Source organism: Shewanella sp. Koi 1, from assembly GCF_052907445.1.
In genome coordinates this window covers 4,758,211-4,774,280 of the sequence record NZ_JBREJM010000001.1, presented here as the reverse complement: position 1 = coordinate 4,774,280, position 16,070 = coordinate 4,758,211, and the positions used below count along the sequence as shown (strand labels likewise).

Below are 16,070 nucleotides of genomic sequence, written 5' to 3'. Positions count from 1 at the left end.
ATGAAATTACTCGAGCTCGACGGTGTCAGCTTTAACTATGGCAGCCAATTAGCCCCGGTTTTACAGGAGCTTAAGCTCTCGATTGGCGCAGGCCAATGCCATTGTGTGAGCGGGCCAACGGGCTCGGGGAAATCGAGTCTACTCAATCTACTGGCGGGCGTGCTGTCGCGCCCCCATGAGGGCGATATTTGGCGTCACCCAGAGCTGGTGACTGGCTTAGTGATGCAGGATCCTCAAACCCAGCTACTGAGGCAAACCGTGGGCGCCGAAGTCGCCTTCGCCTTAGAGAATCTCGGCATCCCCGCCGAGAATATGTTGCCTAAGGTGCAGTTAGCGCTGCGACGCGTCGGGCTGTTTTTACGGCTCGACACCCCTGTCTGTACCCTTTCCCTCGGCCAAAAATACCGTTTGATGATTGCCGCCCAGTTGGTGTGCGAGCCGCATTTACTCTTGCTCGATGAGCCATGGGCGCAGCTCGATGATCACGGTGTAAGCGAGCTATTGGCTGTGCTGCGAAATCTGATTGCCGAAGGTATGGCATTGGTGCTGGTGGAACATAATGCGGCGGCCTTTGCCGAGATTATCCAGCACTATTGGCAATTAGAGGCTGGTCGTTTATCCGAGGGAATATACACCGTTAGCGATGCCCCAGTGCAGGACGTGCCAGTGAGAGCTTGGGGAGGCGCACATCACTTAGGCAAAGTGCTGGTCAGCGCCGAAGCGTTTGATTTTTGCTTCGATGGTTGTCAGCCGTTGTTTAGCTGTCCGCAAGGGTTTCAACTGCATGCGGGCGAGATAGTGACCTTAGTGGGGGATAATGGCGCGGGTAAAACTAGCCTCTTAAAATCCCTCGCGGGCATGCTGCACTTAAAGCTGCGTTTGCCACTCAAGGTGCTAGGCCGTAAACCTAAACTCGGTGTGTACGGCGCGGAGTTAGGGCTATTGCTGCAAAGGCCGAGTCGACAACTGTTTGAAACCAATGTGCTGGCCGAGATGCAGTTTAGTTTGAATCGTTTCGAACTTCCGACTGCGCGTGCCGAGCAAATGTTACTCGATCTCGAGTTGAGCGCTCTGGCCGAACAGTCGCCCCATAAGCTGTCCTATGGTCAACAACACCTGATTGCCTTGGCATCCTTAGCCTGCTTGCAGCCTAAGGTACTGCTACTCGATGACCCGCTCGCGGGTATGGATAAAGAGTACTATCGCAAAGTATGGTTCCTGCTCAAGCGCCTCAGCGCCCAAGGCAGTGCGATTCTGATGACCAGCCACAGGTTGGTGGAACACAGTGCGGTGTCGCGGCAGTTAAGCCTGCGCCAAGGGTTGTTGGCAGAAGAAACCATGGGGATGGAGGAGCGCTATGTGGGTTAGTTGTCGTCGATGGCGACTACGTGCCCGCCGGCGTTGGAGTCGCGAGAAACAAGAAACCACCCTGTGCGCGCTGTCGCTGTTTTTAGTCTGCGTACTTTCCGCCTGCGCTTTTGTATTGCCCGCCGATTTACTGCTGCCGCTGGCGGCCGTGAATGGCTTGCTCGTGCTCCATGGGTTAGCGCGCCGAGGCAGTATTATGGGCGTGGTGAAACTCGGCGTGATTCAACTGACGATTACCTTAAGTCTTTATCTGCTGCTCTATGGTGTTGATCACCTTGCCCAAGGCGCCGTGGTGGTGGGACGCATTATTTTAGCGACTATCCCCGGATGGTGGTTGTGTATCACGGCGGCGCCTGAACGTATCGGCGAAGTCTTAAGTGCATTTTTGCCGAGCAAATGGGCCTTTGTGGTGGCTGCATCCTTGAGTTTGCTGCCCTATATGGCGGACGAAGTGCGCGAGATTTACCAGATCCAGTGTCTGCGCGGCGCACGCATTACCCCTAAGGCGCTGCGGAATCCCAAAAACTGGCCAGAACTGGTGTACTGCGTGCTGTTTCCTGTGTTAATCCAATTGCTTAAATTATCTCGCCAGATGGCGGTTGCGGCCCAGAGTCGCCACTTTGGTAAGAGTTCACGTGCCACCCATTGGCATTCACCCAGAGACAAAAAATGAATAAAAAACTCCCCCTGAGCTTACAGGATTCTTTGTTTATAGGCTTTTGCGCCACCCTGCTGGTGGCATTGACGGGCATGTTAAGGCTCAAGCTTGGGCTTTCTGGCCACAGCATGTTTTTAATGAGCTTCTTCTATTTGATTTGCTACGGTGTGCTTGGGCGTTTCGGCAGCATGATTGCCTGTGGCGGCATTGCAGGCTTAGTCGCCATGGCGCTCGGTGTTGGTAAGGGCGGCCCAATGATTTTATTGAAGTTTATCTTACCTGCCATAGCTATGGATCTGGTGGCCTTGTTGTTACCGCTCACATTAAGCTTGCATTGGCGCTGCGTGATTTTAGGCATTGTTGGTTGTATGGCGTGGGCGGTCAAAGTGGCACTGACCAATGCGCTGGCGGGCATGGCGCTCGATGTCGTGCTGATCCAATGGGGCGCAAGCGTGCTTAAGGGCGGATTCTTTGCCACCTTAGGAGCCCTGCTGGTGCCTCCCGTGCTGAATAGGCTTAAGGCCCATGATCTCCTTCGCCGTGACAAGTTTTAACTGCTAGGAATACCGATGAAAAATTGGCTTATTTGTATCGACGATACCGACGACATTGGCACTAAGGGCACGGGGGAGATTGCCGAGGAAATTGCACTCTTACTCGCGCAAACTTCGGGGGGCAAGGCCTCCTTTGTGACCCGGCATCAACTGTTTGTGCACCCTGACATTCCTTACACCTCACACAACAGTGCCATGTGTTTTGCGCTGCAGTCACCATTATCGCAGGCGGAAATCCATCGACTGGCGGTTGCGCATCTGGTGGCCGAGTCGGCGCCTAAGGCGGATCCTGGGATTGCGATTTTGGATGTCGATTCGGACTATGATGTGCATGCGCTGATAGACTTTGGACTCAGCGCCAAGCGTGAGGTGATTACTAAAGAATCCGCCTATCAGCTTGCAGAGCAGTTACAGATCCAACTCACCGAGCACGGCGGCACCGGACAGGGCGTGATTGGTGCCTTGGCGGGATTAGGGCTGCGCTTAATGGGGAGCGATGGGCGAGTGAAGGGTCAAATCAAACTCGGTCAACTTGAGGAAGTCTCCCTCGAATTAACTGTGGCAGAGATTCTCGAACAGACTGGCCTCGATGCGGTCATTAGCACAGATAAAACCCGTTTAGCGGCGGATGAAAAGGTTCAACTCAAAGGCAAAGTGAAAGCCGTTTACCTTGAGCATCAGTTTGTATTGTTAGTCTCGAAGGACGGTGAGTTGTGGCGTAATGCGGGTAAGCAAGCCCTTCAGGGCTATTGAGGTGAGAATGGAGCAAGAGCTACTCCAACAGTTTGAATACGAGACGGAGCGCTGGATTTTTCGGGCGGGTTTACAGCAATATTCCGAGGCGAGACGGGTGGCACAACTGTGCCCTCGCTTTGCTCCCGACGATGAAGATGAGCAGGTCGATGATGAACTTCGCTCCTGCTATAACTGCCAATATCGTCGTTGGATGATGACAAGCTTCGAGTGTTTGATGCTAAAAAATACCGTATTATTAACTAATTAGCTTATATTTGAATAGAGTCCCATCATTTTGCTTGGTTTTTGCCTTGTTCTTTGAGGCTTGTCATCAAAGCATATGGTGCTTTTAACCTCCCCAGCTTAGAATGCAAGTTATACTGTCCTATACTACCAAGATAAAAATGGCTTCATAATGTGCTAAATTAGCATGGCGTGTTGCGTGGTCAGTAGCAGTAATCTTCTCTATGCCTTGGGGTTGCTAGAAATGAGTGAGTCGGCAGAATCAGTTGAGCTAATCAAATTACCCGTGTCGCAATTAACATTGGGTATGTTTGTCTGTGCGATAGACAAAAGTGATCAAGGTCGACTCGCCATTGCAAACGCCGGCCAAATCAAGCACAAGGATGCGATTGCCAAATTAACCAAGAATGGGATCAAATTTGTTTGGGTCGACACTGAACGTTCGGCCGAACATTGTGGTTTTAAACGTAAAGCCAGCAACCACATTCCGCCAGAACCGAAAAAACCGTTTGCAACCCGCGAGAATCAACAAAAGCAGGCACAGGTCATTTTGACCGAAGCTAAAGACTTGATCCGCAAAGTCTTGTCAGAAACCTTTGAAGGCAAAGCGATAGAAGTCGCCCCCTTCGAAGCCTTAGCAGACAGCATGATTGAATCTGTCTTGTTGGATGAAGATGCGCTGAGATGCATGTCTGCACTGCGTTCAAAGGATGCTTATCTGCTTGAACATTCAGTGAATGTGGCCTTCCTGTTAGTGACCTTTGGTAAGTATTTAAAGCTCGACCGTTCGATTCTTCGGGAGATGGCAGTCGGTGGTATCTTGCACGATATCGGCAAGATCAAGGTCGATAATAAAGTCTTGCATAAGCCGGGTAAGCTGACCCCAGAAGAATTCGAACATATGAAGCTGCATCAAGTGTATGCACTTGAAATTATGAACGAAACAAAAGGCTTATCTCAGGTCAGTAAAGACGTTTGTCTGATGCACCATGAAAAGCTCGATGGCCGTGGATACCCAAGGGGATTAAAGGCTGAGGAAATCCCACTCCATGGCCGCATGAGTTGTATCGTTGATATCTTCGATGCCCTCACCGCCACTCGTTGTTACAAAGAGGCCATGAGCCCGGCGGCGGCCTTTAAGATCCTGCTGAGTTTGACACCGTTCCATCTCGACCAAGAACTGGTATATGAGTTTATTCGCTGCGTCGGTGTGTATCCTGTCGGCTCTTTGGTTGAATTGTCCGATGGGCGAGTGGGCATCGTCTGGACCTCGAAGGACAGAGATGCATTACACCCGATCGTAAAATGTTTTTATTCTTTAAAAGCAAAACGTTATACAGAAGTGGTTATGATAGATCTGCTCAAGTCGGATCTGCATATTGAACGCGGAGTCTCACCTAGCTCGCTGGATATCGATCCTAAACCCTTCTACTAATGCGCGCCGTTGCGCCTGATATCTGCCAAGTTGTCAGGTGCCATTCATTGCCCCGATAAGGGGAAAGGCCGTACACTGGGCCAAAGTTTTTTAGGGCCCAGTTATGAACAGTGTACGCAACTCTCTCCTTCCTATTCTCGTTATTCTGCTGTCTTTAGCGCTGTTAATTCCCGGCGTGACTCAACCCATTTTGAGCCTCAATGGCAGCATAGATAAGGCCAAACTCACCGAACAAGGGATTGAGCAGGTCGCACAGAGCTTCGATGAGGACTCGGGGCGCGACAGTGCCCGCGGCATGTTGAATATGGTCAGTGGCCTGTTGGGGCTGAACAACCTCAAGGGCGAGGTAGAAGTATTACAGCAAACCCGCAGTATTTGGAGCACAGTCACCGAATTATACAACTCAGGCAATGGCTTAGTGGCCGGTCTGGTGATGCTGTTTAGTATCATTATCCCCGCAGTGAAACTCAGTCTGATGTTGGTACAACAAAGCGTGAGTTCGGTTGCGCTGCAGTGGCGCATTCATCATCTAGTGTCTGCGTTGGCGAAATGGTCGATGGCCGATGTGTTTGTGGTGGCCCTGATCATTACCTTTTTGGCGGGCAATGCCTCGGGTGGCATGGGCGAAATGCTCAAGACCAAGGCGCAGTTTGAGAGCGGATTCTACTTCTTTACCGCCTACTGCATTCTCTCAATCGCCAGTGGTTACTTAGTGCGTCGTCCAACACCGATTCTGTAGTCACTCACTTAAAGGGCATACAGCAGGTTCTGTATGCCCTTTATCGTTAGGAAAGCGTGCCGTTTTGATAGATGGGCATAATCCAATAACGGCAAGGCTTGTGTTTACAGACCTTTGCTAGTGCTTCAAGCAGGGCGCTTTGCTGGCTTGCTGGGTGCATAATCTCAAACTTACAAAACTCCCGATAACCTTCCACTTGTTCCTTGATATTGAAATGGCTGTGCTCGCGGCTAAATCCGCAAATATTGCCCAAGCTAAAGCCGGATAAAAACTCCAACTCAATCAGGGTGTCGACTATATCGTCCTTAATATCGTTTTGGGCGATCAGGACTAGCAATTGTTCCGTGCTCATCGGCGTTTCTCCAGCCAAAAATACAACATGGGCAGTAAATACAGGGTCGTAATGGTCGATGTGAGTAATCCACCGATCACCACAATGGCCAAGGGTTTTTGGATTTCAGCACCAGGGCCCGAGGCGAACACTAAGGGGATCAAACCAAACATGGCGGTGGTGGCTGTCATCAGAATGGGCCTGAGTCGCCGGGCGGCACCCTGTTCGACTCGTTCCCTGAGGCTACCGAATAAGTATTTGGTTTGTTCGTAATAACTGACCATCACTACACCGTTAAGCACGGCGACACCTAGCAGGGCGATAAAACCTACCGAGGCGGGCACCGAGAGGTATTCCCCCGAGAGATACAAGCTGACGATACCGCCCATCATGGCAAAAGGGACGTTAGCGAGGATTAATCCCGATTTTGCCAGCGAGCCGAAGGTGGTGAATAAAATCAAAGTGATCAGTGCGATAGCTATAGGGATCACCAGTAACAAATTGCTGGTGGCGCGCTGCTGGTTTTCAAACTCGCCACCGAAGCTAACGCTATAGCCGCTGGGCAGTTTGATTTCCTTAGCGATTTTGCTGTTAAGCTCCTCCACAAAGCCCACAATATCCCGCTCTTGGACGTTGGTGGTGATCACCGAAAAGCGATTTCCCTGTTCCCGCTCGATCAGGATAGGGCCCTGTTTATAGCTCAAAACGGCCACATCACTTAGGCGTTTTAGGGAATGATCTGGCATCACCAATAGCTGATTTTGCAGTTCGTTAATGTTGCTGATCTGCGCTTGGTTATTGGCTATAAGCACGGGCGTGCGCTTCTTCCCTTGCAGCACTTCGGTGACGACTACGCCTTCGAGCTGGCTCTTGAGGTAGCGGGCAAACTCCATAGTGCTCATCCCAAACCCGCGGGCGAGCTCGTTATCTAAGGTGAGATTGATAAAAGGGCTGCCCTCAATCATCGCCATCTTAACGTCGACGCTGCCCTGAGTGGCGGTGACCAGTTGCTCTATTTCGCCAGTGAGTTTGCCTAAGGTCTCGATATCATTACCGAATACTTTAATCGCGACATCCCCAATACTGCCTGTGAGCATTTCGGAGACGCGCATTTGTATCGGTTGCGTAAAGTTAAAGTTCACGCCGGGATATTTGAGCAGCACAGTGCGGATGGCATCGATAAGCTGCTCTTTGGTCGCAAAACGCCATTCGCTGCGGGGCGCCAGCTCTAAAAACACATCGGTTTCGTTCAATCCCATGGGATCTAAGCCAATCTCATCGGCACCAGTGCGCGCCACCATCTGCTTAATTTCGGGGATTTGGCTTAGCAAGGTTTGCTGGATCTGTTTATCGATAGCGATGGAGGCGTCGAGGGAAATCGAAGGGGATTTCTCTAACTGGAGAATAATGTCGCCCTCATCTAAGGTCGGCATAAAGGTTTTCCCCACCAGACTAAACAGGCCGAGACTGACGATCAGCAAGCTAAAGGCGGTGAGCATAAAAGGTTTTTGCCAACCAAAGCAGGCTTTTAGGCTGCCAAGGTAAAGATGCTTGAGCTTATCGATGGCCTTAGGTTCTTTCGCCGCCTTTTCGTTGACTAGGTACGAGGCAATCACGGGGATTACGGTCAGCGATAACACCAGCGCCGACAGCATGGCAAACACTATGGTGATGGCGACTGGGGTAAAGAGTTTACCCTCTAAACCACTGAGGGTGAGCAGTGGTGAGAACACTATGATGACGATAACCGTGCCCGATACTACGGGAATGGCGACGTCTTTGGTGGCGCGAAAGATCAAGTGCAAACGCGGCAAACGCTGTTTAGTGGCGATTAAATTCACCATGTTTTCAACCACTACCACGGAGGAGTCCACCAACATGCCGATGGCAATAACGAGGCCACCGAGACTCATCAGGTTAGCGGAGAGATTGAAGTGATCCATCATCAAAAAGGTGAACAGTGCGGCTAGTGGCAGCGATAGTGACACCACTAACGCGGCGCGCACATTCCCTAAAAACAGTGCCAGCAATACTATGACCAGCACCACGGCCTCGAATAGCGCATTGGAGATGGTCTCGATAGCGGTATTGATCAGGTTAGCGCGGTCGTAAAAGGTGTTTATCTGGCTGCCTTCGGGGAGAGTCAGGCTGATTTGCGCCAACTTTTCCTTAATGTTGTTAACCACTTGCGCCGTATTGGCGTCCTTGAGAGCAATGATTAAGGCTTCGGCAGTTTCGTTGCCATCCTTAGTGACGGCGCCGTATCGCGCAAGGTGACCTATCTGGATATCGGCGAGATCCTGCAAGCGATAGACCTTGGCATTATCGGCTTTGATCACTAGCTGTTTAAGCTCGTCGATATCATCGATGCGTCCCTCGGAGCGCACTATGATGGTGTCTGTACCTATGGTGAGCTTACCTGCACCTTCGTTGTGATTATTCTCCACAATCGCCAGTTGCAGCGCGGCAAAACTCACGCCCGCAGCCGCCATCGCCGCAGGATTGGGGCTGATACTAAAACTCTTGGTATAACCGCCGAGGATATTCACATCGGCAACACCGGGCACTGTGCGCAGCAGCGGCCGAATTTCCCACTCGAGTAATTGGCGTCGCTCCAGCAGGGAAAGATTGGGGTTTTCGAGTGAAAACATAAAGATTTCACTGAGCGGCGTGCTCATGGGCGCCACACCACCACTCACGCCTTCGGGAAAACTGTCCCAGACCGCCGAGAGGCGCTCGCTCACCTGTTGGCGCGCCCAATAGATATCCGTGCCTTCTTCAAAATCGAGGGTGATATCGCTAATGGCGTACTTAGTGGTCGAGCGCAGAATCGATTGCCGCGGAATACCGAGCAGTTCGGTTTCAATCGGGACAGTAATTTGCGCTTCGATTTCCTCCGGCGTCATGCCCGGAGCCTTGAGGATAATCTTCACTTGGGTTGGGGAAATATCCGGAAAGGCATCCAAGGGAATAGCGAACCAAGCGCGTGCGCCAGCCAACATGAGGATCAGCGCCACAATCAGCACAAAGAGTCGCTGAGTGAGCGAAAAACGGATCACAGAGGTGAGCATCTTATTCGCCTCCTAAACCGAGCATGATGCCTTTCACCGCGGCAACCGACTGGGATAGGACTTGCAGCTGACTCAAATCTTGATCGCTGGCGACAATATATTGCTCCGGCGTTGAGCCTAAGATATCGATCGTTAGTGCATTGAGCTGGTTATCGGACAGCGTGAACACTTGGCTGTCTTGCTCCCAACTAAACACACTGTTTTTGGGCAGTAAATACACGGCTTTTTGATACTCGGGAACCACAGTCATTTGCTGGCCTAACAACAGGTTACATTCCTGCGGCACCGCCGATGACCAAGCCGTAACAAAGGCGCCTTCGGCAATGGCCGACAGTGACTCAATCGCGATATGGCATTGATTAATATTGATGGCCGACAGGGCGTGGGACTGGCCCGTCGGCACATTCACTTTGACGCGGATGCTGTTATTGGGCACCAGTGAAAACAGCTGATCCCCGGCCATATAAGGGCCGCTGATGGCATTGAGTTTAACAATACCGTCGACGGGCGCGGCGACAACTAAGGAGTCGGTAGCCGCATCCGTGCTGTGGACGCGTTCCATAAAGTGCTGCATATGCTCGTATTCGAGGTGGGTCGTGAAATAGTCCTGACTGATCTCACGCCATTTTTCGGCGCTTATACTGCCATTGGCGAGCAAAGGTTTGTTGCGCTCATAACGACTCTTAGCGAGTTGATACAGGCTCGCCGCGGCCTCGACTTGGGCGAGGTAGTGGAACACTTCTGGCCCTGTGAGTTTGACTATCGCTTGGCCTTTACTGACGCGCTGGCCTTGGCCGACGAGAAAGTGCACCTGCTGGATATTCTCGGGCGTGCTGATCCAGTAATCATTGCCGGGGAGGATTTCAACCTGCGCTGGCAATGGGCTGCCCTCATAACTGGCGACCCTTTGTGGTTGGGTGTAACTGAGGTCGAGATTGCCTAAGGCACTGATGGCTAAGCTTTCGGCTTGCGCCGAACCTACAACACTCGCGGATAAACAGAGAAGGCATGCGCCGTACTTGGCCATCATAATGAAATTCCTAAGGCTTGGAGTTGTTGAGAATGCAGTTGTTGCAAGCTGACGCGGTTGAGCGCCAAGCGGGATTCGGTGTCGAGCGCCTCCATATAGCGGCGCAGCCAGACTTCATAACTCACCTGATCTTGATCTTTTACCTTGGCAAGTTCCTCGGTAATGGTGCGACTGAGGGCGAGCGCTTGGGTGAGTAAGCGCTGTTGCTCGACGAGGTTTGTTTGTTGGCGGACTAATTGATCCCACTGGTTTTTAAGCTCGAGTGCGCTGCGGTCAAGATTGAGACTTTGCTCGGTATTCGCTTGTTGCCATTGGGATAAATCGCTTTGGGACAGCGCCGAGCCCAAGGTTAAGGGGACTGACACGGCTATGCCTAACTGCTGATCATCCACGCCAGCATCCGCGGTATTTTTTGCTGTGAGTGAGACGGTCCAAGGATCGCGCTCACCCGCTTGCTGAGTTTGGATCAGCAGCAAGTGTTGCTGTTGTTGCAGCTTTAGCAATTGCCATAGGGGATGTTGGGCTAAGGTCTCGGCGCCCTTGCCAAGCGGGCGGTCAGTTTCTTCTATCGCGCTCGGCATCTGATCTTGGCCCGTCAGCTGTTGATATAGGGCTAAAGATTGGGCTTGTTGTTGCAGAATATCGGCGCGGCTTAAGGCGATATCGACACTTTCCCGCTCCAGCAGTAGAGTGTTGGCCAGTGGCAATTCCCCCGCATCGGTCAGTTGTTTTTGCTGGCGATGGAGTTTATCGAGCAACTGCTGTTTGCGCTCAAGCTGCGCCAGTTTGACTTCGCTCTGGCGATATTCCCACAGGCTTTGCCTTAATAATCCCGAGAGATACAAGCCTTGCAGCGCCGTTTGTTGTTGATGAATTTGCTCGGCAAGCTGTTTTATTTGCTTATCGCTGCTGTGTAGCGCGGGCGATTTAAATGGCAAATTGACTGAGAGTTCCTGCTCGTAGCTGTTACTATTATCCAAGCTCCCGAGGTGATTTAAGCTAATGCTCGGCAGGCCAGAGAGCCAGGTCGAGCTGGATAAATTTGCCGCTTGGGTATTCGACGAAGTGAGATTAGTCAACCTAGCTTGGCTGCTCGAAAGCGCTTGGGAAAGTTCGGCTTCCGCCGCAAGACACAGGAAACTACTGCCGACTAAGCTGGTCAACAGACATAACTTGATACAAGACGAACTGACAGACATGAGATGATTCTGTGGTATTAAACAATGCTGTCAGTGTAGGGATTGACGGCTGAAAGTCGTCGGGGACCTGTATCATAAATCCGCCTATGGTACATATGTCCCATAAAATAATTGATTGATTTTGCTTTTATTTAGGAGTTTTAGATGAAGGATATTGTCATTATTGGTCTGCTGGCACTCATCATGTGCTTTAAGCTTTTTGACATTAGTTCCGACATTCAATTAGGCATTCCGCAATGGCATTTAGTGCAGGAAGCCATACTCTTAGTGCTCACCGCCGTTGGGGCCATCTACCTCAGTTACGATTTAATTCGCCGCTCACGTGAGGTTAAAGCCTTAGCAAAACGCCTCGAGTTCGCCGATAAAAAAATCGACAATATGTCGACCCAAATGCGCTCCGCCAGACAGGAATACAGCCAAGCCGTATCGAATCAGTTTGATACTTGGGGTTTTACCAAGAGCGAGCAGCAAGTTGCATTTTTATTGCTCAAGGGGCTGAGTTTTAAAGAAATTGCCGAAGTGAGACAGACAAAAGAGAAAACCGTGCGCCAACAGGCGTCGACCATTTATGGCAAGGCCGATGTGGATGGCCGCCACACCTTTTGTGCTTGGTTTATGGAAGATTTTATTCAAGAACATAACCAAGAACTGGCGGCAAACGAGTCCGATAGCGCCCATAAAGCCGCTTAAGCTAAACTCTCAGTCTTAGTTGTTATAGCTATTTGTTATTGAAAATCGATATTGGTTGGCTTTTTGGTTCTAAACAATAATGAGCATCCCCTAAGTTAGTCGGAGGATGCAATTGAAAAACTCGCTGCTGATTGTGTTTTGCCTTATTGCCTTGGTTGCATCCACGCAAACCACAGGATTACTCCGCTCGCTGATCGAATTTTCCGCCTTTTTAGGCGTACTGGGGTTGGCTTGGCGGATTAAACCCAACGCCGAATAAAGCATCCCGCGTTAGCACGTCAATCTGAGCCGCTAGGCTAAAATCCAATCTATTGAAAATAAAGAATATAACCTAAAGACGTAATACCTATCGCCGCCCACAGAACCACGCCCAGCAGCAAAGGCTTAGGGCCGCTCGCCCGCATTTTTTGCACCGTAATCCCCGCGCCAATCAAGAATAGACACAGTACTAAGGTGCGTTTCGATACCATAAACAGCGTGTCGTAGAGTGGTTGAAACTGCGGTAACCAATGGGCGATTGCGATGGCTAAACAGTAAAATCCGATAAAATACGGTAGGTTAAGCTTACGTTTATCGCCGCCAAAGATCAGCGCACTGACAAGGGCGATAGGGATAATCCACAATGCGCGCGCCAGTTTAATGGTCGTCGCGGTTTTAAGTGCTTCATCACCATAGGCAGAGGCCGCGCCGACGACTGAGGAGGTGTCGTGAATCGCGATGGCACTCCACACGCCAAAATCGTATTGGCTCATATCGAGCAAATGCCCGAGGGCGGGGAATAAAAACAAAGCCACCGAGTTGAGTACAAATACACAGGCTAATGCGGTGGCGGTTTGGTCTGGTTTGGCATTAATGGCGGGCGATACGGCGGCAATGGCGCTGCCGCCGCAGATGGCGGTGCCAGAGGCGATTAAGTGCCCCGTGATCGGGTCAAACTTTAAAGCGCGAGTCACCATAAAGCCCAAGATCAGCGTAAAAATAATCGAGCCGACAATTAATCCGAGGTTATGGCTGCTGGCCTCAATCGCTGCGTTGAAGTTAATCCCAAAGCCTAAGCCGATAATCGAATAGGACAGTAATTTTTTGGTGAGGGCGGCGATATTCCAGTCGTTTGGCACCCAACCTAGGCTGGCCAGGGTAAAACCGAGCACAAGCGCCATAGGGGATGAGATAACAGGCGCGAGACACAGTAGCGCGGCGCAGACAAACACAAGGCGATGGGGTTGCTTTAGTTGCGAGACTATCGATGAAAAATTCATAACGCCTTAGGTTTGCGACTGAGTGTTATCGTTCCAATCTTGGATTGTCGTATTCATCCACATAGGCATGGATACTCGAATAAGCCAACCGAATAAGCATTGGGACGCTGACAAAGACGGGCATTATAACGATTGCGTTCAGCTTCAATAAAATCAATTTAATTTATTTTATAAATCAATTTTATTGAGTATTAATGGATAGGTAGATTTGAAGCTAAAAAAGGAGAGTCGCCGACGGCAGCTCTCCCGTGAGAATTCGCGGAATTTAGAGATTCACGATACGTTGCAGGCTGTAGTCGCCGCCATCTTTAGCGGTAAACAGTTTGTCTTGAATATCGTTAGCGCTTGGCATTCCTGCATGTAACAGGCTTAACCAGTGGCGCGAGGTGGTATTGCGTGTCTCTGTGGGTTCGGCGGCTAACTCAACGGGCGCTTCGATTTGCACATCTTCCAAATTTGCTAAATCCCGCGCGCCTATCATACCTGTGCGGTCGAAACACAATTCAACATGGCAGCCTTGATCCTGTAACACTATGGCGCTTGGCGCATCTTTAGTGCCGTTGAAGGCAACAAACTGCTTGGTTTGGCGTAATCCGCTGTGGCTGCCGTCGGCAAAAAATGCCAGCAGGTGTTGGTAGTAAACCACATAGCTGATCACATCCTGGTGCGAACCCGCATCCAGCGGGAAATGACGGTCGAGGAACTGCTTCGCCTGGGCTAGTTTTTCATGCTCGGCCACGTTCACTTGGGCGACGGCAAGCACTTCTTCTGCGATGAAGCTGTTTAGATTCGGTTGGATCTGGTGGCTATTGATAATTGACATATTCATCGCTGTATCCTCTACACATTCAAATTAAAAATTAGGGCCTTGATTTCACTTCTAATGGTTCAACGTTTGTCTTCAATTTGGTTTGTCCGACAGAGTTAATGGTTAAGCAGTGTCAGGTGGGTAACCTGCCTCGATTGCTTAATTTGTAGTCTAGTCTTTTTTTGACTACAATTTCACAATAAAAATTTTACAATGTGAATTTTACAAAATGCGCAATGACCAGAGCTTGATGAGAAAGTCACATTTCCTAGGAACAAAAATACGTAACCTACGGAAACGTAACAATTTAACCATGGAGGATTTATCCGCGCGTTGCATTCGCGTCGATGCGGGCAGTGCGCCCTCTGTGTCATATTTGTCGATGATCGAGCGTGGAAAACGCGTACCCAGTGCCGAAATGTTGGCCGTGATTGCCACGGTTTTTCAAAAGGACGTTGACTGGTTTTTAGACGACGTGCCCGAGGAAAGTGCCATCACGCCGGACAAGGGCCGCCGTGGTGGGATCAGTGGTATGGCGCTCGAACCCAGCTTTTTGTTTTCAAATGATATTTTGCAAATAGCGATTCCTGAAATGCTATCCCAGACTGGGATCTCGGGTCGGCAATTTGCCCACTTATTAATCCGCGCCCATCAGGAACATCATCAAAACCATTTCCCCGATCTTGAACGTGCCGCCGAAGAGGTTGGGTTAAAACGTATGCCCTTATCCCTCGAGGAGATGCTGGATATTGCCAAGGGCGTAGGCTTAAAAATCAAATGGATAGATAGTACGCCCCAGGAAGTGATCGACGAGCGTGGCGTAAGCTCTCATCAGTTAGTGACTTCCTTCTTCGAGCCGCCCAGCACCATTTACATCAATAAAGTCCTTAAAAATCGCCCCAGCCGGCTAAAGTACGATCTCGCCGCCCATATCGGCCATTGTGTGTTGCACAACAAAGATGGGCTTAAGAGTGTGATGATTTCTGGCCGAAAACTGGAGATGGATGAAGAAGTGACCATGCAGTCTAATACTCTGAACGCGCAGGATATTTTGCATGCGTGGCGCGACTTTGAGTCCAGTTTTTTTGCCGGAGCCCTGTTATGTCCTAAGGTGCCGTATCGACAATTACTCGACCGCCACGGTTACGAAATTGAGGTGCATAAACAGCTGCAAGTGTCGGCCTCGGTCGCCATGCGGCGGATGACGGTTGTATCGCCTTATCCCCATTGGCATTATTTTGATGCCTATGCGCCGGGCAAACTCAAGGCCGTTTACCGTGGTAATGGTATTCCCCTGCCTTGGGGCAATATGCGGCTGGTGGAAGACCCTTGTCAGCACTGGGCGGTATTTAGAATGATCAGCGAGCCCAAGGTTGGGACATCCGCGCAAATTTCGATTTTAAATGTGGGCAATGAACCACGGATTTACTGCTGCGAGTCGATTAAGGTCGAAGACTCGGCGGGCAATCCCCATGTGCTCTGTGCCGGTATCGATTTGAATCCGGCCATTGAGGCCCAAGGCAAAGATGCACTCTCTATCGCCCATGATTTAAAAGCCGCCTGTGTCTCTGGTGGCGGCTCGGTCGCGATTCCTAAGCATATTAAAAACGATCTAGTCAGTGTGGCTAAGATATTGAATATCAACTGGATTGAGCGCGGTATTAAAAATGATGCCCGGCTTATCTGCTCCCGCGGCGCCGTCTGCCCACGGCAACCCAGCTGTTATCAAGCGGGTAAATCGCAGTGTGGTGGGGTGGAGTAAACTATGCCGCGAAGTTTTGCATAGGGTTTAGTAAATGGCTGCGATTAAGCACTCTCACTTCAGTGACACGCCATGAACTCATCCCTGAGGGCTCGACGGCGGCATCCATGCCGCCAACGGTCACTGCCGCGAGAGTGCTTAACTCTGCGAACTCAGTTGTCTATATTGCTCATTGAGTTGATAGTGCA

16 protein-coding genes are annotated in these 16,070 nt (G+C 50.6%); 10 read left to right on the top strand and 6 right to left on the bottom strand.

The features are described 5' to 3' along the window. The 7 genes from ACUZ8J_RS20955 (at position 1) to ACUZ8J_RS20925 (ending at position 5,732) form a co-directional block, all read left to right on the top strand. Positions 1 to 1,368, top strand: coding sequence for an ATP-binding cassette domain-containing protein (locus tag ACUZ8J_RS20955; protein ID WP_446694861.1), 1,368 nt, complete (start codon positions 1 to 3; stop codon positions 1,366 to 1,368). Then, positions 1,358 to 2,041 (top strand): energy-coupling factor transporter transmembrane component T, encoded by a 684-nt coding sequence (locus tag ACUZ8J_RS20950; RefSeq protein ID WP_089068838.1) that lies wholly within the window; start codon positions 1,358 to 1,360, stop codon positions 2,039 to 2,041. The genes ACUZ8J_RS20955 and ACUZ8J_RS20950 overlap by 11 nt, the downstream gene beginning before the upstream one ends. Further along, positions 2,038 to 2,580: a core component of ECF transporter gene (locus ACUZ8J_RS20945; protein ID WP_446694860.1), complete on the top strand. Its 543-nt coding sequence runs from the start codon at positions 2,038 to 2,040 to the stop codon at positions 2,578 to 2,580. Before ACUZ8J_RS20950 ends, ACUZ8J_RS20945 begins: the two co-directional genes overlap by 4 nt. A gap of 15 nt (positions 2,581 to 2,595) precedes the next feature. Beyond that, the gene (locus tag ACUZ8J_RS20940; protein WP_446694859.1) at positions 2,596 to 3,333 is read left to right on the top strand and encodes a DNA-binding protein; all 738 of its coding nucleotides are present in this window, start codon (positions 2,596 to 2,598) and stop codon (positions 3,331 to 3,333) included. A 7-nt stretch (positions 3,334 to 3,340) separates the two neighbouring features. Next, a complete protein-coding gene (locus ACUZ8J_RS20935) occupies positions 3,341 to 3,583 on the top strand; it encodes a hypothetical protein (RefSeq protein WP_023266167.1) in 243 nt (80 codons plus the stop codon). 219 nt (positions 3,584 to 3,802) lie between these two features. Further along, a complete protein-coding gene (locus ACUZ8J_RS20930) occupies positions 3,803 to 4,993 on the top strand; it encodes an HD-GYP domain-containing protein (protein ID WP_446694973.1) in 1,191 nt (396 codons plus the stop codon). Positions 4,994 to 5,096: 103 nt separating this feature from the next. Continuing rightward, a complete protein-coding gene (locus ACUZ8J_RS20925; protein ID WP_023266165.1) occupies positions 5,097 to 5,732 on the top strand; it encodes a paraquat-inducible protein A in 636 nt (211 codons plus the stop codon). Between the two features lie 46 nt (positions 5,733 to 5,778). On the opposite strand, the gene ACUZ8J_RS20920 is transcribed toward ACUZ8J_RS20925, so the two are convergent. Genes ACUZ8J_RS20920 through ACUZ8J_RS20905 form a run of 4 tightly spaced genes read right to left on the bottom strand, consistent with a single transcriptional unit; the run spans position 5,779 to position 11,363 of the window. After that, on the bottom strand, positions 5,779 to 6,084 hold the full coding sequence (locus ACUZ8J_RS20920; RefSeq protein WP_261730217.1) for a DUF3240 family protein: 306 nt from the start codon (positions 6,082 to 6,084) through the stop codon (positions 5,779 to 5,781). Next, entirely contained in the window at positions 6,081 to 9,134 is a 3,054-nt protein-coding gene (locus tag ACUZ8J_RS20915; RefSeq protein ID WP_446694858.1) for an efflux RND transporter permease subunit, read from the bottom strand. The genes ACUZ8J_RS20920 and ACUZ8J_RS20915 overlap by 4 nt, the downstream gene beginning before the upstream one ends. 1 nt (position 9,135) lies before the next feature. After that, a complete protein-coding gene (locus ACUZ8J_RS20910; protein ID WP_446694857.1) occupies positions 9,136 to 10,164 on the bottom strand; it encodes a membrane fusion-like protein in 1,029 nt (342 codons plus the stop codon). Beyond that, positions 10,161 to 11,363 carry a metal transporter gene (locus tag ACUZ8J_RS20905; RefSeq protein WP_446694856.1) on the bottom strand — a complete coding sequence of 401 codons (1,203 nt, stop codon included), beginning with the start codon at positions 11,361 to 11,363 and terminating at the stop codon, positions 10,161 to 10,163. Before ACUZ8J_RS20905 ends, ACUZ8J_RS20910 begins: the two co-directional genes overlap by 4 nt. A 144-nt stretch (positions 11,364 to 11,507) precedes the next feature. On the opposite strand from ACUZ8J_RS20905, the gene ACUZ8J_RS20900 reads away from it, so the two are divergent. Together ACUZ8J_RS20900 and ACUZ8J_RS20895 are read left to right on the top strand one after the other, a co-directional pair. Continuing rightward, positions 11,508 to 12,053, top strand: coding sequence for a helix-turn-helix transcriptional regulator (locus ACUZ8J_RS20900; RefSeq protein ID WP_109287622.1), 546 nt, complete (start codon positions 11,508 to 11,510; stop codon positions 12,051 to 12,053). 112 nt (positions 12,054 to 12,165) lie between these two features. Beyond that, positions 12,166 to 12,312 carry a hypothetical protein gene (locus ACUZ8J_RS20895; protein WP_083758005.1) on the top strand — a complete coding sequence of 49 codons (147 nt, stop codon included), beginning with the start codon at positions 12,166 to 12,168 and terminating at the stop codon, positions 12,310 to 12,312. Positions 12,313 to 12,361: 49 nt separating this feature from the next. Here the strand turns inward: ACUZ8J_RS20895 and ACUZ8J_RS20890 are convergent, their stop codons facing one another. Together ACUZ8J_RS20890 and ACUZ8J_RS20885 are read right to left on the bottom strand one after the other, a co-directional pair. After that, positions 12,362 to 13,312 carry a YeiH family protein gene (locus ACUZ8J_RS20890; RefSeq protein ID WP_446694855.1) on the bottom strand — a complete coding sequence of 317 codons (951 nt, stop codon included), beginning with the start codon at positions 13,310 to 13,312 and terminating at the stop codon, positions 12,362 to 12,364. Positions 13,313 to 13,577: 265 nt separating this feature from the next. After that, a complete protein-coding gene (locus ACUZ8J_RS20885) occupies positions 13,578 to 14,141 on the bottom strand; it encodes a malate synthase (RefSeq protein WP_011624573.1) in 564 nt (187 codons plus the stop codon). A gap of 208 nt (positions 14,142 to 14,349) precedes the next feature. On the opposite strand from ACUZ8J_RS20885, the gene ACUZ8J_RS20880 reads away from it, so the two are divergent. Beyond that, positions 14,350 to 15,882: a DUF3612 domain-containing protein gene (locus ACUZ8J_RS20880; RefSeq protein WP_446694854.1), complete on the top strand. Its 1,533-nt coding sequence runs from the start codon at positions 14,350 to 14,352 to the stop codon at positions 15,880 to 15,882. Positions 15,883 to 16,070 lie beyond the last annotated feature (188 nt).